Annotated in this window: 17 protein-coding genes; 5 read left to right on the top strand and 12 right to left on the bottom strand. The window is 60.8% G+C overall.

Features of this window, described 5'->3' with window-relative positions:
• Positions 1 to 35 precede the first annotated feature (35 nt).
• From LMTR3_RS12230 to LMTR3_RS12280, 11 genes are all read right to left on the bottom strand, one after another.
• Entirely contained in the window at positions 36 to 1,064 is a 1,029-nt protein-coding gene (locus tag LMTR3_RS12230) for a hypothetical protein (protein ID WP_502686631.1), read from the bottom strand.
• 147 nt (positions 1,065 to 1,211) lie between these two features.
• Entirely contained in the window at positions 1,212 to 2,051 is an 840-nt protein-coding gene (locus LMTR3_RS12235) for an ABC transporter ATP-binding protein (protein WP_065745255.1), read from the bottom strand.
• 77 nt (positions 2,052 to 2,128) lie between these two features.
• Complete coding sequence (locus LMTR3_RS12240) at positions 2,129 to 3,448, bottom strand: ABC transporter substrate-binding protein (protein WP_065745256.1); 1,320 nt, start codon at positions 3,446 to 3,448, stop codon at positions 2,129 to 2,131.
• Between the two features lie 131 nt (positions 3,449 to 3,579).
• Entirely contained in the window at positions 3,580 to 4,707 is a 1,128-nt protein-coding gene (locus LMTR3_RS12245; RefSeq protein WP_065745257.1) for a branched-chain amino acid ABC transporter permease, read from the bottom strand.
• 15 nt (positions 4,708 to 4,722) lie between these two features.
• Positions 4,723 to 5,652, bottom strand: a complete 930-nt coding sequence (locus tag LMTR3_RS12250; protein WP_283809279.1) for a branched-chain amino acid ABC transporter permease — start codon at positions 5,650 to 5,652, stop codon at positions 4,723 to 4,725.
• A gap of 10 nt (positions 5,653 to 5,662) precedes the next feature.
• Positions 5,663 to 6,448, bottom strand: coding sequence for an ABC transporter ATP-binding protein (locus tag LMTR3_RS12255; protein WP_065745258.1), 786 nt, complete (start codon positions 6,446 to 6,448; stop codon positions 5,663 to 5,665).
• Positions 6,445 to 8,415 carry an AMP-binding protein gene (locus LMTR3_RS12260; RefSeq protein ID WP_065745637.1) on the bottom strand — a complete coding sequence of 657 codons (1,971 nt, stop codon included), beginning with the start codon at positions 8,413 to 8,415 and terminating at the stop codon, positions 6,445 to 6,447. Before LMTR3_RS12260 ends, LMTR3_RS12255 begins: the two co-directional genes overlap by 4 nt.
• Positions 8,416 to 8,789: 374 nt before the next feature.
• Positions 8,790 to 10,298 (bottom strand): amidohydrolase family protein, encoded by a 1,509-nt coding sequence (locus LMTR3_RS12265; protein WP_065745259.1) that lies wholly within the window; start codon positions 10,296 to 10,298, stop codon positions 8,790 to 8,792.
• Between the two features lie 406 nt (positions 10,299 to 10,704).
• Entirely contained in the window at positions 10,705 to 10,938 is a 234-nt protein-coding gene (locus tag LMTR3_RS12270) for a metallothionein (protein WP_065745260.1), read from the bottom strand.
• Between the two features lie 140 nt (positions 10,939 to 11,078).
• On the bottom strand, positions 11,079 to 12,002 hold the full coding sequence (locus LMTR3_RS12275) for a complex I NDUFA9 subunit family protein (RefSeq protein ID WP_065745261.1): 924 nt from the start codon (positions 12,000 to 12,002) through the stop codon (positions 11,079 to 11,081).
• A 112-nt stretch (positions 12,003 to 12,114) separates the two neighbouring features.
• On the bottom strand, positions 12,115 to 13,656 hold the full coding sequence (locus LMTR3_RS12280) for a L,D-transpeptidase (protein ID WP_065745262.1): 1,542 nt from the start codon (positions 13,654 to 13,656) through the stop codon (positions 12,115 to 12,117).
• A 420-nt stretch (positions 13,657 to 14,076) separates the two neighbouring features.
• Here LMTR3_RS12280 and LMTR3_RS12285 point away from each other — a divergent pair, with 420 nt between their 5' ends.
• From LMTR3_RS12285 to LMTR3_RS12295, 3 genes are read left to right on the top strand one after another with little or no spacing between them, the layout of a single operon-like run.
• Positions 14,077 to 15,030 carry a Bug family tripartite tricarboxylate transporter substrate binding protein gene (locus LMTR3_RS12285; protein WP_065745263.1) on the top strand — a complete coding sequence of 318 codons (954 nt, stop codon included), beginning with the start codon at positions 14,077 to 14,079 and terminating at the stop codon, positions 15,028 to 15,030.
• On the top strand, positions 15,027 to 15,509 hold the full coding sequence (locus LMTR3_RS12290) for a tripartite tricarboxylate transporter TctB family protein (protein ID WP_065745264.1): 483 nt from the start codon (positions 15,027 to 15,029) through the stop codon (positions 15,507 to 15,509). The genes LMTR3_RS12285 and LMTR3_RS12290 overlap by 4 nt, the downstream gene beginning before the upstream one ends.
• Before the next feature lie 3 nt (positions 15,510 to 15,512).
• A complete protein-coding gene (locus tag LMTR3_RS12295; protein WP_065745265.1) occupies positions 15,513 to 17,048 on the top strand; it encodes a tripartite tricarboxylate transporter permease in 1,536 nt (511 codons plus the stop codon).
• Between the two features lie 21 nt (positions 17,049 to 17,069).
• Here the strand turns inward: LMTR3_RS12295 and LMTR3_RS12300 are convergent, their stop codons facing one another.
• Positions 17,070 to 17,816, bottom strand: coding sequence for an AraC family transcriptional regulator (locus tag LMTR3_RS12300; protein ID WP_245319835.1), 747 nt, complete (start codon positions 17,814 to 17,816; stop codon positions 17,070 to 17,072).
• A 240-nt stretch (positions 17,817 to 18,056) separates the two neighbouring features.
• On the opposite strand from LMTR3_RS12300, the gene soxC reads away from it, so the two are divergent.
• Together soxC and LMTR3_RS12310 are read left to right on the top strand one after the other, a co-directional pair.
• Positions 18,057 to 19,295 carry a sulfite dehydrogenase gene (gene soxC, locus LMTR3_RS12305; RefSeq protein WP_065745267.1) on the top strand — a complete coding sequence of 413 codons (1,239 nt, stop codon included), beginning with the start codon at positions 18,057 to 18,059 and terminating at the stop codon, positions 19,293 to 19,295.
• On the top strand, positions 19,267 to 19,845 hold the full coding sequence (locus LMTR3_RS12310) for a c-type cytochrome (protein WP_245319873.1): 579 nt from the start codon (positions 19,267 to 19,269) through the stop codon (positions 19,843 to 19,845). The genes soxC and LMTR3_RS12310 overlap by 29 nt, the downstream gene beginning before the upstream one ends.
• Positions 19,846 to 19,864 lie beyond the last annotated feature (19 nt).

Below are 19,864 nucleotides of genomic sequence, written 5' to 3' on the forward strand. Positions count from 1 at the left end.
TCGGTAGCGTCCCATCTGAACCCCGCCTGCCGGCTTCAACCCTTTGACTGCTTCTTGATTTCGTCGAACTTGGAAAGCGCTCGTTCAAATTTTTCGTTGAACAGCCACATCGCATCGAGAATTTCGCGGTAGGTCGCGGATGTTTTGGCCCGGTCAGCCTGTCCGAAGGTGAAAACGCTGTTGTTTCGCAGGTATGCCATGATCTTCGGGTCGGAAATTCTATAGTCGACCAGGTTGCGCGACCCGAGTGCGGACCTGGTCGGGCTCGGGATAATCTGGATGAGTTCAAACAGCTTCATTTGATCGATCGGATCCGGCAGTTTTTTCACGATCGCCGGTACTTGCGGGAAAATATCCGCGTGTGCGTTCATGAGGCCATCCCGCACGGCGGTCCAGTGGTTGTACCGATGGTCCTGATTGCCGGCCCGTGCCTCTTCCTTGTCGTCGCGGGCGTTCAGTGCGGGATCAAAGGCTGCGATCGACTTCTTTATCGCGGCCCATTTCCTTCGCCCGTTTTGATCTTCGGGTACGCCTGTTTGCAAGCTGCCCTTATACTTGTTCGAGCGCGCATTCCCGATGTTCTGATTGCCATTTGTCTCGGCAAAGAACAGGCCCAGGCTGATACGGCCTGCTGCTTCGGCATTGGCCGCATCAAGGCCCCTGGCTCGCGCAATGGCCGTGCCCAGATCGACAACGTCCTTGAATGGAGTATCCGAGTTTTGCGCGTTGGCGGGCGGCGCTTGCATCAGGTCGAAAAGTCTCCTGTACTCGTCGAGCAGCGGCTCGTTGTCGGCGCTAAAATACGCCGGAGGGATTCCGTATTTGTTGGGCCTGCCTATCCTGGACGGAAGAGCGTCGGTGAGATCCTTGTACGCGCTCATCATGTTGTTGCGTGCAAGGTAGAGTGCTTGTCCTGGCAAGTTCGGTAGTCGCTGGTTCGAATTGATCTGCGCGCGCCGCTGGCCCAGGATCGACTCGAAGTTGCTCCGTGCATTGTTGTATGTATTGAGCGCATCCGACTGTTTTTTTGTGAGTGCGGCCGGCTCGCCCATTGCAGGCGACATGAAGCCGAGATTGCCGATGGCGGCCGCCACGAGCGGCGCGACCGTGCTGACGACAGTATTGGTGGCAACGGAACCCGGCACAGCGAAGAAGATTCCGAGAGCAAAGGCTGCCGCGGGCGCAGCAGTATGGCTTTTTATCCGCATGGCCTAAGCGAGCCAGCGCTTGCGTCGCTTGTAGTGCTTCACATCGCGGAATGATTTGCGCTTGTCCCCCGCGATGCCAAGATAGAATTCCTTGACATCCTCATTTGCGGCGAGCGCCCGCGCCTCGCCGTCCATCACTACCCGCCCATTTTCGAGGATGTATCCGTGTCTGGCGTATTTGAGCGCCATATTGGTGTTCTGCTCGGCGAGCAGGAACGTAACATTTTCCCGGACATTGAGATCCTTGACGATCTCGAAGATCTCTTCGACGATCTGCGGAGCGAGGCCCATCGATGGCTCGTCGAGCAGGATCATCTTCGGGCGCGACATCAGCGCACGGCCGATTGCGCACATCTGCTGTTCGCCACCCGACGTATAGCCCGCGGTGGAACCGCGCCGCTCCCTGAGACGGGGAAAATAGGCATAGACCCGCTCGAGATCCTCCGCGATCGCAGACTTGCCGTCCACGCGCGTGAATGCGCCGGTCAGGAGATTTTCCTCGACAGTGAGGTGGGCGAAGCAGCGCCGCCCCTCCATCACCTGAATGCAGCCGCGCCGCACCAGATCGTTTGGTGACAGCGACTGTACTTCGACACCGTCAAACAGGATTGACCCCTTGGTGACCTCGCCGCGCTCTGAATGTAGCAGATTGGAAATCGCCTTCAGAGTCGTTGTCTTGCCTGCACCATTGGCGCCGAGAAGCGCGACGATTCCGCCCCGCGGCACATCCAGCGATACGCCCTTCAATACCAGGATGACGTGATCGTACACGACCTCGATATTGTTGACCGACAGGAACGGCGCCGCCGCTTCTATCGTCGTGGCGGCCTTGGGAATTGACACCTGCTCCCTCCAAACTGTTACAGCTTCCGGAATACCCGGAAGGAAGCGAACGCTCCTTCCGGATCTCCGAGATGTTTTCAGCTCTCTTTCGAACAGTCGCGAGGCTGAATCTTCTTGTCCGCGGCATACTTCGCGGAAACCTCTTCAACGAGCGGTTCGGTCTCGGATTGGTTGGCCGTGTACCAGTCGGATATGACCTTCCAGCCCTTGCCGTCCCACTGTTGCACGCGCCCGTCCCGCGCACCCTCGTGATCGGAGCAGGAAATCTTGATCGGCTTCAACATGCCCTCGAAACCGAGCTCCTTGAGACGCGCGTCCGGGAGGCTGAGGTTCTCAAGACCCCAACGGACCTGCTCGCCCGTCAGCGGCTTCTTGCCGAACTTTTCCTGCGCCTTGCGGATCGCTTCCACCCCGAGCATGGCGTTCACCATGCCGCGGTTGTAGAGAACCTCGCCGACCTTGCCGGGCTCCGACGCGCCCTTGCCCTTTGCATAGACGTGCTTCTCGATGTCGGCATGCACGGGGAATTTGCCCGCACCATGCTGAAGCATCAGCGCCTTGTAGCCGACGGCTTGATCGCCTGCGGGCTGCACATCCGGCTCTGCGCCCGACCACCAAACGCCGATCATCTTGTCGCGCGGATAGGCAACGGCCGCAGCTTCCTTGACTGCCGTCCCGTTCATGACGCCCCAGCCCCAGACCAGGACATAGTCCGGCCGGTTCTGGCGGATCGATAGCCATTGCGACTTCTGTTCGACACCGGGATGCGTAACCGGGATCGGCGTGAACTCAAAGGCGTACTTCTTGGCCAGCACCTGCAGCATCGGGATCGGCTCCTTGCCGTATGGGCTGTCGTGATAGAGCAGCGAAATCTTCTTGCCCTTCAGCTTGTCGAAGCCGCCCACCTCCTTGGCGACGTGCTGGATCGCGATATCGGCCGCGGACCAGTACGTGCCGAGCAGCGGGAAATTGTAGGCGAACACGGCGCCGTTCTTGGAATCGGCGCGGCCATAGCCCATGGTGATAATCGGGATCTTGTCAGTCGTGGTCTTCTCGGTGAGGGCGAATGTAATGCCGGTCGACAGCGGATTGACGAAGGCCGCGCCGGTAGGGCCCTTCCCCTTGAGGCGTTCGTAACATTCAACGCCCTTGTCGGTGGCGTAGCCGGTTTCGCATTCCTCGACCAAGAGCTTGACGCCGTTGATGCCGCCGTCGCGCTCGTTGACAAGGTTGTAATAGTCGGCCACGCCGTTTGCGTACGGCACGCCATTCACGGCGTACGCGCCCGTTCGGTAGGATAGTATCGGGATGAACTGCTCGCTCTGCGCTGCAGCAGGAGAGGCAAACGCCCCGCCTGAAAGTATCGCTGCAGCAAGTAATAGTTTGTTGCGTACCATTATAACTCTCCTCCTCGTTCAGCCCGTTTTTTCTGTACCGGGTCTTGTTATCGCGGGCTTTCTTGCCTCCTATTGCCAACGACCGCCGCTCCGCATTGCGATCTTCGGCTTGCTTCGCCCTGCCCGCCCCTTCAGTAGGGAAACGGCCAAAGTCTGAGCTTCTCCTTGCCAATCGATATGAGCCGGGCAAACCCATGTGGCTCCTTGATGAGAAGATAGCAGATCAACGAGCCAAAGATGATGAATTCCAGATGAGTAATCGTCTCTGTCGACAGCGGCACACCGAGCTGGGTTGGAAGTAGGTTCAGCATGATGGGCAGGATCAGGATAAAGGCCGCACCGATGAATGACCCCATGATCGAACCCAACCCGCCGATGATCACCATGAACAGAAGCTGCAGCGAACGCTCGATCGAGAAGGCGAGCGGCTCCCACGAGCCCAGATAGACGAACGCCCAAAGGGCGCCCGCCACGCCGATGATAAATGAAGAGACCGCGAAAGCCGTGAGCTTCGCGTAGAGTGGCCGGATACCGATGAGCTCCGCGGCTATGTCCATGTCGCGGATCGCCATCCATTGCCTGCCGAGATTGCCGCGAACGAGGTTCTTCGCCAGAACCGCGAACACCGTTACGAAGATCAGGCACAGCATATAGCGCTCGATCGGCGTGCCTACGTTCAGGCCGAAGAAATCCAGTGTCGGTGCACTGACCGACCCCGACGGCGCATAATTGGTGAACCACGACACCCGCAGGAACACCCAGTCAAAGAAGAACTGCGCTGCGAGTGTTGCTACCGCCAGATAGAGGCCCTTGATCCGCAGACTGGGAATGCCGAAGAGGATGCCGACAACCGCCGCCGCGAGCCCGCCGAGCAAAATAGATAGCAGTACGGGCAACGGCGGGATCGAAATCGCGAAGTCAAGCCAGGCGAGCGGAATATGAACGCCGGTCCCCAACTTGTAGGCGGAGTAGGCGCCGATGGCCATGAACGCGCCGCTGCCGAGCGAGATCTGGCCGCAATAGCCGACGAGGATGTTTACGCCGATAGCGGCCAGCGCGAGAATAAGGAAGGGCAGCAGAATGGCGCGAAGCAGATAGTCGCTGCCGAACGGCCAAATGTCGAAGTCGGCCAGCAGCGGCACGCCAATGAAGGCGATACCAAGCAAGATCGCGAGCGCCATACGGTCCTGGCGGATCGGGAAGATCGCCATATCCTCCGCGTAGGTCGTCTTGAATTGGCCAGCCTCACGATAAAGCACAACTAACTCCTCGTCTCAGATACGCTCGATGATCCGCTCCCCGAACAGCCCCTGCGGCCGCACCAGCAGCACGGCCAGCGCCAGCACATAGGCGAACCAATATTCGATACCGCCACCAATATGAGACCCCAGGAACACCTCGGCGAGCTTCTCGCCCGCACCCACAATGAGCCCGCCGACGATGGCCCCTGGGACCGAGGTAAGGCCCCCAATGATCAGAACCGGCAGGGCCTTCAGCGCGAGAAACGTGATGGAGAACTGCACGCCCAGTTTGGTACCCCACACGGTCGCTGCAACCAGCGCAACGAGACCGGCGGCAAGCCAGACCACGAACCAGATCCAGCTAATTGGAATCCCGACCGACTGCGCGGCCATGTGGTCGTCGGCAACCGCCCTGAGCGCGCGACCGGTCTTGGTACGCTGGAAGAAGATCGCGAGGCCCGCGACCAGAATGCCGGCGATTACGCCGCCCCAGACATCCAGCTTGTTGACCAGAATTCCACCGGGAAAGACATTTTCAAACAGGAACCAGGCGTCCGTCGGAAACAGCCGCAAAGGATAAGCATCGGAACCGAAGATCATCTGCGCCGCACCCTCGAGGACGAATGTCACGCCGATGGTGGACATGAACAATGTGAGGCCATCCTGATTGACGAGAGGTCCGATCACGAACCGCTCGATCAGCCAGGCCGTTATCGCCATGATTACCGCGGCAAAGCCGATGCCGAGGACGATCGCAGCCCAAAGCGGGAAGCCGCTAGCCACGAGGAGATCGAGCGAACGAACCAGCGCCAGCCCCGCGAGCAACACCATTGCGCCTTGCGCAAAATTAAAGACGCCGGATGCCTTGAAGATCAACACGAAGCCGAGCGCGACCAGCGAATACAGGACGCCGGACATCAATCCGCCGATCAGCACCTCGAGAAATTGACCCAATGCGATCACAGCATGCTCCCTAGTGCGCGACGCCGAGATAGGCCTCGATGACTGCCTGATTGTTCTTGACCTCATCCGGCGTGCCGTCGGCGATCTTCACGCCATGATCGAGCACCACCACGCGATGGGAGAGATCCATCACCACCGCCATGTCGTGCTCGATCAGCGCGATGGTCGTGCCGTAATGATCGTTCACGTCGATGATGAACCGCGACATGTCCTTCTTCTCTTCGAGGTTCATGCCTGCCATCGGCTCGTCAAGCAGAAGGAGATCGGGCTCCATCGCTAGCGCGCGGCCGAGTTCGACGCGTTTCTGCAGGCCGTATGGCAAGCGCGCGACCGGCACCTTGCGGATCGCCTCAATCTCCAGAAAATCGATGATCTCCTCGACCCGGTGCCGATGCTCGATCTCCTCCGCCAGCGCGGGGCCGTAGCGCAGCATCTGCCACAGAAGGCCCCGCCGCATCTTCAATGTGCGGCCAGCCATGATATTGTCGAGCGCGCTCATTCCCTTGAACAGGGCGACGTTTTGAAAGGTGCGCGCAATGCCGCCACGGGACGCCTCGAACGGCTGCATCTGGGCGCGGGTTCGTCCCTTGAAGGTGATGGCACCGCGATTGGGATGATAGAAGCCGTTGATGACGTTGAGCATCGAAGTCTTTCCGGCGCCATTCGGTCCGATGATGGCGCGAATTTCACCTTTCCTGATGTCAAGGGAAACATCCCTCAGCGCTTTCACGCCGCCAAACGCCAGCGATACCCCCTCGACCTGAAGCAGGACTTCGCTCGTGTCCGGCATCCTCATGCGGCCCTCCCCAAGGGTTCCGTCGCGCCAACTGCCGGCACGTCGCGGATCTTTACCCGCGCCGCGATCACGCCTTTGCGGCCATCCTCGAAAGTGACCTCGGTGGAGATGTCGGCTTCATGCGAACCGTCGTAAAGCGCTGCGACCAATGGCGCATAACGCTCGGCGATAAATCCGCGGCGAACTTTCTGCGTGCGTGTCAATTCGCCATCGTCTGCGTCTAGCTCCTTATGCAGAATCAGAAAGCGGCGAATCTGTGCGCCAGCCATCACCTTTTCCTCCGCAAGGGAGCGGTTCACTTCTTCAACGCTCTTTACCACCAGGTCGTAGACCAGCGGATGCCCCGCCAGTTCCTGATAGGAGCCGTAGGCAATGTTGTTGCGTTCGGCCCAGCTCCCCACCGCAGTCAGGTCGATATTGAGAATGGCGCAAACGAACTCCCTGGAATCGCCGAAGGCGACCGCTTCCTTGATGCTTGGAAAGAACTTCAACTTGTTCTCGAGATACTTCGGCGCAAATATCGTTCCGTCGGCCAGCCGGCCCACATCCTTTGCGCGATCGATGATCTTCAGATGTCCCGTCTTCTCGTCGAAGAAGCCGGCATCACCGGTCTTGACGTAACCGTCAGGCGTCAGGGTCTCCGCAGTTTTCGTCTGATCCTTGAAGTATCGGACAAACATGCCGGGAGAACGGAATTGCACCTCGCCTGATTCCGCAATGCGAATGTCGACGTTCGGCGCCGCCGGTCCAACAGTATCGGAGTAGATCTCCCCGTCAGGCTGGCACGTGACGTAGAGGAATGCTTCAGTCTGACCGTAGAGCTGCTTCAGATTCAGGCCGATCGAGCGGTAAAACGCGAAAAGATCCGGACCAATAGCTTCACCTGCAGTATAGGCAACGCGCACGCGAGACAGGCCGAGGACGTTTTTAAGGGGCTCGTAGAGTATCAAGCGTCCGAGCGCATAGAGTAGCCGGCCTGACACCGGCACCGGCTTTCCGGTCAAAATCGATTCGCCATGCCGTCGCGCAATGCGGAGGAAGTAGTCGAACATGCGCCGCTTGATATGCGCAGCATCCTCCATGCGGATCGTCACCCGAGTCAGCATGTTTTCGAAAACGCGCGGCGGGGCGAAATAGAAGGTTGGTCCGATCTCGCGCAAATCCTGCTCGATCGTCTCACCGCTCTCGGGGCACGCCATGCAGAAACCGGCGGCAAGGCCCTGCGCATAGTTGAGGTAATGATCTCCCACCCAGGCGAGCGGCAGGTAAGCAAGCGCCACGTCGTTCTCGGTCAACCTGTCGAACCTGACAGTATCCGTTACAGCGTCGATGCACCCTCGCGCCGACAGCATGACGCCCTTCGACGCGCCGGTTGTTCCCGAGGTATAGAGGATGATCGAGATGTCAGAACCTTCACCCTGACGGATGATTTCATCGATCTGCTCGCCAAGCGCAGCGTTGCCCACAAGCGCGGCTCGGCCGTCTTCGATGACATCTTGGATTGCGACCAACCGGCTGTGATCGTAGTCGCGGAGTCCTCGCGGTTCGTCATAAACAATCTTGCGGAGATGCGGCACCCGGTCGGATACGGACAAAACCTTGTCGACCTGCTCCTGATCTTGCGCTGCAACAAGCTTCACGTCGGCGTGGGCAAGGACGTAGGCAACCTCGTCAGCCACCGCATCCGAATAGACCGGAACCGGAATCGCACGCAGCGCCTGCGCTGCCATTATGGTCCAATAGAGCTTCGGCCGGTTGGAGCCGACGATGGCGATCGTATCGCCTGGCTGCAATCCAATCCGCTGCAAACCCGCGGCATAAGCACGTACGATCCCGGCGACCTCGGTCCAAGTCCATGTCTGCCAGATGCCAAGATCCTTATGGCGAAACGCCGGACGGTTGCCAAATTTCGCGGCGTTTCGCAGTAGCAATTTGGGGAACGTGTCAAACGATCCGCCATCGGCCATGTCGGTCTCCACCCAAAAACCGGCACGTTGGTTCGCGCCTGCTTATGGTGATCTGCGCCCTTCAGGCAGCAGCCATGCGAGTTCCGCATGCTCCCCTTGAGAATACAATTGATCGAAAGTCCTACAAGCCCGGTTTGGCAGTCCCGGATGCGGCCAATTGTGTCGGCGCATGTTGCGACGCAATCATCCGATGCCGGGTTGTGGGGGCACAACGGACGGGATGTGGCTATTGGAGCCAAAAAGCAGATATCGCACGAAGCGTTTGGTTTTCATCCGAAACCAAAATTGCCTCTGTCGATCTACGCCCTTCACTGCAGCCGCGCCTCGACCGCGCCCGCGGAGCTCGTCCACTCCGCCGGCGCGACCGCTCGACACTACGCAGCGCGAACGTAGCCGTAGCGCAGGTTCGACGGCGCCTTGGCCGCCTGCGTGTACTCGTTCTTGAGCGAAGCGAGGCGGTCCTCGGAATAGGCCGGCATCCTGGTGTTGTCGGCCGCTCTCAGCTTGATCTTGTAGAACCTTGTGGCGTTGCCCCCGAAGATCAGTTGCTTGGTGGCGCTATTGGCGTCGCCGAGCGGCGCAAAGCCGTGTTTCTTCCGCATGTCCTCCGGGATTTCGAGCCGGCGCATCGCCTCGATCTGCCACTGCGGTGAGCCGTACCAGACCGAGTCGGTGCCCCACATCACGTGGTCTACCCCCATACCCTTGATCAACGTGCCGACCAACGCGGCGCAGAATTTCGGATGCGCCACCGCCGAGTTGGCAAAGCACGTGCCGAGCTCGGCATAGACATTGGTGACGCCGAACTTCTGCGGGATTTCCGCAAGATCCGTGGCCCACTGGATGCGGCCGGTCTGCTCGAACTCGGCCCACGCCTTGTCGGGCAGTTCGGTGAACGGCCGTAGCGCCGAGTGATAGATCACGAAGTTCATCTGCGGCCAATCCTTGGCAGCCTTTCCGATGTCCCACGCGGTTGCATATTCCCACACGCCGGCGAACGACTTCTCGTAATCGGGCGGCAGCAGCCCCTTGTGAATGCACAGCGTGTTGATGCCGGATTTTACGGCTTTCTCGTAAAACGGATACATCACCTGCTCGTCGTCGAGCCGCCATGGGAACTTGGAGGGCGCCAGCGGATCGCCGATCGTGTAGGACTTCCAGGAATCCGGCTTGTAGACCTCGATCGCCTTGTCGACCTCCTCCATCCAGCCGGGCTGCTTTGGGGTGATGACGCTGTGCGCCAAGAGGCGCCGCGATCCGGCGAAGTCGTTGATGAGTTCGCGTGCCTTGACGATCTGCTCATTGGAAAGAAGCCACCAGCTCGGATCGTCGAACGGCGCGCCGCTCAACAGCGCCATGTTGGTGTCGCTGTCGTAGTAGATCTCTTTCACATAGTTCTGGAACTTGTAGCGGGCGAGCGAGGACACGCCCTCCTCCTTCATCTTCGGATTCCAGTGCTGGCTGGCAAAGTCCGCCAGCCCCAACAGCTCCTTGTGATCGAAGTCATCACGCACGAAGTGGGTCTGAACGTCGAAAATGAACTGGTCGGCGAGGCCTTGCGCGCGCGCCCGCATCAATTCGGGCTCTCGCGCCTCCGCAGGCGCGACCTGGAAAACATTGCCGTAGACGTCGTTCATGGCGAGGAATGCCGCCGCCATGCCGCAGCTCGTGTGCAGGAACTGCCGGCGGCTCAAGCCGAGGTGCTTGCCGTTCGCGTCGGCGAGCTCGTTGATCCGTGCCTCGACCTTCTTTTGCACAGCGCTCTGCGGGGGCGGCAGATACTCGCCGTTGGAAACAATCTGCGTGGGAATCGGCGTTGCCGCCGATGCCGCCTCCGCGCCCGCGACAAGACGCTGCTCTCGCTCGCTAAGCCAGGTGCTCATTGTTCTTCTCCCTGTTTGTTGGGCTACGACGGCGCTGGTCGGTGCGTGCATCAGCTTCGCGCGTTTGGCCGCTCCCGATCAGTCAGGCGGACGAAATAGGCATACCTCCGTTCAACCATGCATGAGGCCATCACACTCGCCTCACGCCGAGGCCGTGTCTCTTCATCAAGTCATTCTGTGAGGGTACAGACACACTTGAAAACTACTTGCGGTAGTGGCGCATCTTCGCGGAATTCAATGCTCAAATTTTCAATGGCGCAAGTAAAGTTATCCGGCAGTCATGCTGTCCCAAAGCACCCATTGCGACTGGCAGGTTCGCCCGAGCGAGCGCAAGCCGCGCGTTGCAAACGAAGCATCGTCCTTCGCGGACGGATGGAGGGACCCTGCCCGCGCCAACTGCCCGGACCTAGATTCGATCACGCAGGCCTTTGACGCCTTCACCCTCGGCGCAATGCTCGCAACAAAAGAACGTGCCGGACTTCTCCAATCCATGCCCGACGATGCGGATGCCGCAATGATCGCAGGTCGGCGCGAGCGCATGAATGGCGCACTCGAAACTATCGAAGGTATGCGCCTTGCCGTTCATTGTGACCTGAAAGGACTTGTCATAGTCATTGCCGCAGGTTTCACATGTAGCCATGATATCCGCCTTCGCTTATGACGCGGTCGCCCCCCTCGCATTGATTGAATTAAATAACGGTATCTCCAAGGGTTGGTTCCTCATCCTGAGCGCAACATCGACCATCCCGACGTCCGTTGACGCGGCGCAATCGAGGAATCTCATCCTCCGGAGTTCGACAGCATCTTCTGGAGTATTGTCTCGACCGAGTGCGGCGATATCCCAAGCTCCGCAAATCCAGGCATATCCGGCGATGACACCGTATCGATTTCCATCAGCTCCACTTGATTGCGCGTGAGCAGTGGAATCCGGAACGTTTCGGAGGCCCATGCCAGTGCATGCCAGGCGACAAACGGGATTGGAAGCAGTCGAGGCGCAAGTCCGGCTTGCTGCGCCACGGCTCTCAGCAGCTCCTCGTAAGAGTAGACGCGAGGCCCGCCGAACTCGAATATCCCCGGCGTCTCGGCGCGCTGCATGATCCGGCCAATCGCATCCGCAACATCATCCACATAGGCCGGCTGCAATCTGGTCACGCCGCGGCCGAACATCGGATAGACGGGAAGCTGGCGGAGCAGCTTGAGGATGACGACGAGAAACGCGTCGTCCGGTCCGAACATCACCGCCGGACGGATGAACGTTGCCTCGGCGAACGCGGCCCGCACCACCTGCTCGCCCTCGCCGCGCTTTCGGATGTAGCGTGATGGTGAGGCGGCATCGGACCCGATTCCTGAAATATGGACGAGTCTTTTGACTCCAGCCCCGTGCGCTTGAACTGCTACCCGCCGGGCGGCCTCGACATGAACGGAATGAAAGGTCTCTGATCCGTGCTCGACGTAGAGACTGACCGCATTCACAACGCCGTAAGCGCCGGCAAGCGCATCCGCGACCGACCGCTCATCGTGAATGTTGGCCTCTACGGATTGAAGTTGCGGATCATCAGCATCAGGCAAAGTGTAGCCGTGGTCCGGATGCCTTGACGCGATCCGAACCGGAAATCCGCGTGAGCGCAGTTGTCGAACGATGCGGCGGCCCAGAAAGCCGGTTCCGCCGAACACGGTGACGATCTGATCGTTTGTTGCCACCATGGCCCATTCGCCAACTCATGTCGCAACCTCCCCATTATAACGGCTTCGAACCCTGCGGCGAGGAATAACTGCCAGTCAGCGAGCATACGGCATGCACGCGGCGTGCCGTGTCTTACCACGACGGCCAGCCCGGTTGCACCTGTTGATAGTACTGCCCGCCGCGCCGGCGCGTAGTGCCAGGTTGGGGGTTCGAATTGGGCGTGAAAAAGGGGAAGAAGCCGTCGGCACCCCAGTCGTTGCCGCTTGCAATGACATCGGGCGTCGGCTGGCGCGTAATGAAGCCGCCCTGCGGCTGGTTGCTCAGCACCGCGACGAACTCGGTGCGATAGTTGGTCTCGCGGCTCAGCGGCTCGTCCGAGACGATGATCGAGGATCGCGGCAATGCGGTCGGCGCGATGCGATCGAGCACATCCTGCGGGATGGAGATGCGGTCGAGCGCGCTTTTGGCGTCATCGGCGTTGTCGATCGTGACTGCGGTCCAGCGCAGGCCCTTGTCGCTATGCGCCACCGCCGTGAAAACATGCGTGCCGATCCGCTTCTCGGGATTGCGGATCATGACCGGAACCTCGATGGACGCATCGAACACCTCGCCGCCCCCGTCCGGCGCCGGCTTATGCGTGTTGCGCCGCACGTAAAGTTTCTGCGTCGCGCGGCTGACGTAGACCGAGACCGGCTCGAGCGCGAGCTTCGCCTCGCTCGCCGCCTTGGCGGCGTCGGCCTTCCTGGTCGCGGCCGCCTTGGCGGCGTCCTTGGCCTCGGCGGCGGTGGGCTTCGACTTCGCATCGGCCTGGGCGGTATCGAGCCGCGTCCCCAGGTCCGCGGCCTTGGCGGCGGCCTTTTGCTTGAGGTCCTCGGCTCGCGCCCTGGCCTCGTCCGTCTTTGCGGCGCCGAGCGCCTTGTCGGCTAACGCGAGCTCGGCGTCGGCGCGCTTCTTGAGCCCTTCCAGCTTGCGCAGCGACGCCGTGAGCGATGCCGCCTCGCGCGCCGCTGTCACCGCGGCTTTCTTCGCCTCGTCGGCCGTCCTGGCGGCCTCAGCGGCCTCGCGGACGAGCGTCTCGGCACGCACTGGCGCGGCTGCGACGGCCTTCGCGTTTGGCCCGAACAGCGCGGGGTGAGAAAACTCGACCGGAGCCGCGTCGTTCGGCGAGATGATCACCCGCATTCCGATCCGCGTCTGGTCGAACAGCTTTTCCGCAAAGCCGTAGGGCATCCGCACGCAGCCATGCGAAGCCGCATACCCGGGCAGCGGCCCGCCGTGCAGCGCGATACCGTTCCAGGTGATGCGCTGCATGTTCGGCATCTCGGCATCGTCATACATGTTCGAGCGATGGTCTTTGTTCTTCTCGACGACGGTGAAGACGCCGGCCGGCGTCTCGCGTCCCGTGGTGCCGGTCGACACCGGCGCGCGCAGGATCCAGCCGTCGGCGTCGTAGAGAGTGACCTGCTGGGTCTTGATCGACACGATCGCCATGATCGGCTCGCCTACATCGCGCGGCGCCGTCTCCTCGATGGGTGCCGCGGGGCGCGCCTGTCTCGCCGCGGCGTCGGCGGTCAACGCCGTCAATGCTGCCATCGCCACGAGCGCCGCAATGGCGGGAGGTCCCCAGCGCCGCATCGCCACTGTGTATTGCGCCGTCGCAAATCGAGTTACCATGCCACGCCCCGGTTGAAATGCCTGTCAGCGCTTACATCGATGAAGTGTCGGATTTTGGACTAACTAACCGCCGCCGCCATCCACGCCGCCAATTCGGTCCTAAAGGACGATCGGCACATTCCGGTGGCAAATCTCTCATATACGACAGCCCGCGCAGGAGGAAGCAGGAGGAAGGCTGGCTTGCGGCTGAAATTGGCTCCAAACGGATTTCCCCCGCGCACGTCGTGCCACCGCAACAGACCAGGCAGCCGCTTAGGATACTCCGGAGCGCCTCGAGGGCACCGGTGGTTTCAACCCGAATTTGGATTTGGCGGTGCGCCGCACACGCTACCGGACCATCCTTGTCGCATCATTGTTTGCGAAGTCCTGGCGTCTTGCTATGATCGAAAAAAACAATCAACAGCGATAGGGAGAAGCGTCATGAGGACCGTGCTCCGTATTTTGGCGGCGACAGCAGCGTTGGCCGCGATGGCCATGCCGGCCGCGGCTCAGAACTATCCTGAGCGCCCGATCAAGATGATCGTGCCGTGGGCGGCAGGCGGCGATACGGACAACATCTTCCGTCCATTTGCGCCGCTTCTACAGAAGCACATCGGTCAGCCAATCGTGATCGCCAACGTCACGGGCGCCTCCGGCACCGTCGGGGCGCGCGAAGCCAAGGGCTCGCCGCCGGACGGCTATACGCTTTATGCGGTGCACGACTACATTCATCTTGTGCACTATGCCGGCGTCACGGACGTCAAATACAGCGACTTCGAGCCGATCTGCCTGCTCTCTGCGACGCCATCGGTCCTGACGGCGAGCCCCAAGACGCCATGGAAGAGCTGGGCCGAGCTTGCCGAGGACGCCAAGAAGCGTCCGGGCCAGATCACCGTAGGGGCAACCCTCGGATCGACCAGCCACATCTTCCCGGCGCTCGTCGAAAAAGCGGCGGGCGTCAAGTTCAAGTACGTATCCTACGAAGGCCTTGCGCCGCGCATGAATGCCATTCTCGGCGGTCATGTCGATTTGACCGATGCCAACCTGACGCAGAAAGGCAAGGTCGATGCAGGTCAGCTCAAGTTTCTTGCCATTGCTGCCGAGAAGCGCGATCCCGAAGCCCCTGACGTGCCGACGCTGAAGGAGCTCGGCATGGATATCGTCTACGCGGTTTTGCGCGGCCTGGTGGTACCAAAGGGCACGCCGGCCGCGGTGCGCGCCAAGCTGGACGAGGCCTGCGGAAAAGCCGCCAAGGAGGCGGAGTTCGCGGACGCAATGAAGAAGCAAGGCACGCGCGTCTCTCATCTCAGCGCCGCCGAATACGGTCCATTCCTCGACAAGCTCGACCAAGAGAGCAAGGTGATCATGACCGATCTCGGTCTCGCCAAGAAATGAGACTTGGCCGCGATAGCCTCGCCGGATTGATCTTCCTCGCGGTCAGTCTGACCCTGCTTGTGCAATCGTTTGGACTGCCGCAGCTACCGCTGGTGCCGGTCGGTCCCGGCTTCTATCCGCGCATCGTCCTGATCTTCATGGCCGTGACCAGCGCTGCGCTGATCGTGCAGGACCTGCTCGCGCGGCGCGCTGAGCCGGCCGACGTCCCTGCGCCGGCGCAGCCGCAACGGGCCTATGGCCTGGTCGCGCTCTCCTTCGTCATTGTCGCGCTCTACTTGGTATTTCTGCCTTTGCTTGGCTATCGCATCGCCACCGTCCTGTTCGTCGCCGCGCTGCAAGCGACGCTCGAGAGGCCTACGACCTGGCGGCAATGGGCGGTCCTCGCGGCAATAGCGATTGGCACGTCGGCGGTGACGTACCTGGTCTTCGAGCGGTATCTCACGGTGCTGCTTCCTCGCGGTAGCTGGACAGACTGGTAGGCCATGTTCGAACTTCTGGGACATGGGCTGCTGACGGTGCTGCAGTGGAATTATCTCGTACCGCTGTTCGCCGGCACGCTCGTTGGCGTGATCGGCGGCGCGCTGCCGGGCGTCACCATCACGATGACGATTATCGTCATCCTGCCGTTCACCTATGGTCTCGATCCCTTGCAGGGGCTAGCCGCGATGACCGGCGTCTATGTCGGCGGCTCCGCCGGCGGCCTGGTCACCGCGTGTCTGCTCGGAATTCCGGGCACGCCCTCGGCGATCGCCACGACCTTCGACGGCTTTCCGATGGCGCGGGCTGGCGCGCCGGGCCGGGCGATCTGGCTCGGCGTGTGGTCGTCGTTATTCGGCGGGCTGCTCGGCGGGCTGTTCCTGATCCTGGTGACCGGACCGCTCGCGGCCATCGCACTTCAGTTCGGACCGTGGGAGTATTTCTCGCTGTTCGTGCTGGCCATGGCGATGGTGGCGGGCCTGGCCGAGTCCTCATTCATCAAGGGGCTGCTGTCGACCGCCATTGGCCTCCTGATCACCGTCATCGGCACGGACCCGATCGGCAGCGTGCCGCGCTTCACCTTCGGGTCCGAGTTCATCAGCGGCGGCTTCCCGTTCCTGCCGGTGCTGATCGGGATCTTTGCGTTCGCGCAGATCATGTCCGATATCGAGAAGCTAGCAGTGCCAAAGACGCCCGAGTCCGTTCTGGCCGCGCAGCCGAGTCTTGGAGTTTCCCTTGGGGTTTCCCACCTCAAGGTGATCGGCGAAATCCTCGGCCGTCCGTTCCTGCTCTTGTGGTCGACGATCGTCGGCATCCTGATCGGCGTGCTGCCGGCGATCGGCGGCAGCGCCGCCAATATGCTGGCCTACGACCAGGCGAAGAAGTTCTCGCGCCACCCCGAGCGGTTCGGCACGGGCATCCCCGAGGGCATCATCGCCTCTGAGTCCTCCAACAATGCCAATGTCGGCGGCTCGCTGGTGACCATCATGGCGTTCGGCATCCCGGGCGACGCCGTGACCGCCGTCATGCTGGGCGCCATGACGATCCATGGCATCCAGTCGGGGCCGCTGTTCGTCACCCAGCAACCCGCCCTCGCCTACGGCATTTACGCCGCATACATTCTGGCGCACCTGCTGATGGTGCTGATCGTGGCCGCGGGCGCGCTATTCATGCTTCAAATCACCCGGGTGAGGCTCGCGGTGCTTGCACCGGTGGTGCTGGTGCTTTGCGTGATCGGTGCTTACGCGCTCAACAACACGATGCAGAGCGTGTATGTCCTGCTCATCTTTGGTGTGTTCGGCTATGCGCTGGTGAGGTGCGGATTTCCGCTGGCGCCGCTGATCCTCGGCCTCATCCTCGGCGATCAGATCGAGATCAACCTCATCCGGGCGATCATGACGGACGACAACCCGCTACTGTTCTTCACGCGGCCGATTTCCGGCGCGTTATTGCTCTGTGCGGCGCTATCGGTCGGCCTCGCTATCTGGCAGCACATGCGTCATCAGGCGCGAACCGCGCGTGAGGGAGCGCCCGAGTTCTGACGCCGGGTCCGATCTTGCGCTTCATGCAGCCCCGCTACCAACTACGTGGCTTAGATTGCGTCTATATTGAAGAGGGCTAACTCTCATTTCCGAGCGAAACATGAATATGAATGCTGACGCCGAGGAATAGCCAAGGCGTAGTGCTATCTCCGTGATCGGAAGGTCGCTGCCCAACATTTCGATCGCCTTGAAAAGGCGCAGACGCTGACGCCAGGTGCGCAAGCTCATGCCGACTTCGCTCTCAAAGCGCCGGGTCAGCGTTCGCGGCGACATCCCGATCTCAAGCCCCCACTTGTCACTGTGACGAGGATTGGCAGGATCGGCATAGAGGCTCTCACAAAGTGCAAGCAAGGCCGGGTGGGTAGGCCATGGCAGGGCTCCCGAGATGGGCGTTGCCCGTCGCAACTGCTCGAGGATGAGTGCGGTAACGCGGTCGGCGTAGTGACGATCTTCTTGTTTGAGCGATGCGGCCTCTATGATGAGTGCCCGCAGAAGCGTGGATACATGAATGACCGCCGTCCCGGAGGTCATTCCTTGGCTTGCGTCATCGGCTACCCAGAGGCTTCGGAACTCCGCTCCCATGAGGGAGCCGACCGAGTGTTTGGTACCGGTCGGCAGCCAGACGGCCTGTTCTGGGGAAATGACGAGACTCCTTCCGTCAGCGTTGACGGTGAGCGCGCCGGAAATCGCGTAGACGAGTTGATTCCAGGTGTGGCTGTGCTCGGCAAAGTAGCTTCTCGCAGGAAGCGACTGGACCCGGACGATCATAGGCTCGGGTGATCCAAGACCTCGCGGGCTATCGAGTGGCTTCCAGCCGACGTTCTTGCGCGATCTGTGACGTTTCATCGATATAAATTGGCATTTTGTAGAGGGAAACACCAGTGCTTTGTTCTTAGGCTGAGGGGAGTGAAAGCAGCGCGGCTGCTGGCGGGCCCCAAGCGTGCAAGTGCCGCCGTTCAGTCCAGCGCACTACGCAGGCGGTACCGAGACCAAGGGAGGGAAAGCGCAATGAGCGTAAGCCGACGAAGAATCCTGGCATCGGGGGCGGCTATCGCAATCGGCGGCTTGTCCACCAATTCCCGCGAGGCCCGAGCCGGCACCGTTCCGCCGGACGTTCCCGAATGGATGCATGAACAGGGTAGGCCGATTCTGTCGCCGGCCTATGGACTGCCGTCGAAATTCGAGAAGGATGTCGTGCGCCGCATTCGGGAGCCTCGCGCCACCGACACCGAGGCCTTTAGCGTTACGCCGTTGCAGGACCTGCACGGCATCATCACGCCGAGTGGCCTCGTCTTCGAACGTCATCACGCCGGCGTGCCCGAAATCGCACCTGATCAGCATCGCTTGCTTGTCCACGGCCTGGTGGATCGGCCGCTGATCTTAACGATGGACGATCTCCTTCGGTTTCCTGCGGTCACCCGTATTCACTTCCTGGAGTGCTCCGGCAACAGTTCCACCGAATGGAGAAAGTCCGGCTACCATTCTGTCCAGCGCACGCACGGGCTGTTGTCCTGTTGCGAATGGACCGGGGTGCCGCTCTCGACGATCTTGGGAGAGGTCGGACTGAAGTCGGATGCCAGATGGATCCTGGCCGAAGGCGCCGATGCTGCCGCCATGACGCGCAGTGTGCCGATCGAAAAAGCGCTCGACGATGCGATGATCGTCTATGCCCAAAACGGAGAGATGCTCCGGCCGGAGCAAGGCTATCCCGTCCGGCTGTTCCTTCCGGGCTTCGAGGGAAATATGTCGGTGAAATGGCTGCGTCGCCTGAAGATCGGCGATCGTCCATGGCATACGCGAGAAGAGACCGCGCGTTACACCAACCTGCTTGCGAACGGCAAGGCGTATCAATTCGCATTCGAGATGGACGTAAAGTCGGTGGTGACCTTCCCGAATGCCGATCGCAGCTTCAAGGCCCCGGGGTTCTACGAAATCTCTGGAATCGCCTGGTCGGGACGCGGCCACGTCACGCGTGTCGACGTTTCTGTTGACGGCGGTGCCACATGGCGGCGGGCCACACTCCAGGAGCCGGTCCTCGACAAATGTCTGACCCGTTTCCGACTGCCATTCAACTGGCAGGGTCAGCCTCTGGAGATCCAGAGCAGAGCTTACGACGACAAGGGCTGGATGCAGCCCACCCGTTCGAGCCTGATTGCCGCGCGGGGAACAAATCCCCGGTACCACTTCAATGCAATTCAAGGCTGGAAGGTTGCTGCTGATGGAGTCGTCACCAATGCGAGCACTTAGCGCCTCCATTGTTGCCCTGCTCTTCGTCGCCAGTTCTGCGCTCGCGCAGCAAGCGCGGCTTGACCTTGGAACGCCGGCTACTCCGGAACGTATCCGCGGGTGGGACATCGACGTGCGGCCGGACGGCGCGGGATTGCCGCCAGGCAAGGGTACCGTCGAGCAAGGCGAGAAGATTTATGCCGAGCAATGCGCCGCATGTCATGGCGACAAGGGACAGAATCCAGCGAAAGGTTTCGACCGGCTAGTGGGCGGCAAAGGTACGCTTGCCACGCCAAAGCCCGTTCAGACGGTTGGCAGTTATTGGCCCTATGCAACAACGATCTTCGACTACGTCAATCGAGCCATGCCATTCACGGCGCCGAACTCGTTGACGGCGGACGAAGTCTATTCGGTGGTGGCTTACCTGCTGTACGTCAACGACATCGTACCGCGGCAAGCGATCATGGACGCGCAGGAATTGCAGAAGGTGAAGATGCCCAACGCTGACGGCTTCATTGCCGATGGGCGACCCGACACCGAGGGCTTGAAATGCAAGGCGGATTGCAAATAGCCGAATCTACGCCGATGCC

The sequence above is a fragment of the Bradyrhizobium sp. LMTR 3 genome (assembly GCF_001693485.1).
Lineage (GTDB): Bacteria > Pseudomonadota > Alphaproteobacteria > Rhizobiales > Xanthobacteraceae > Bradyrhizobium.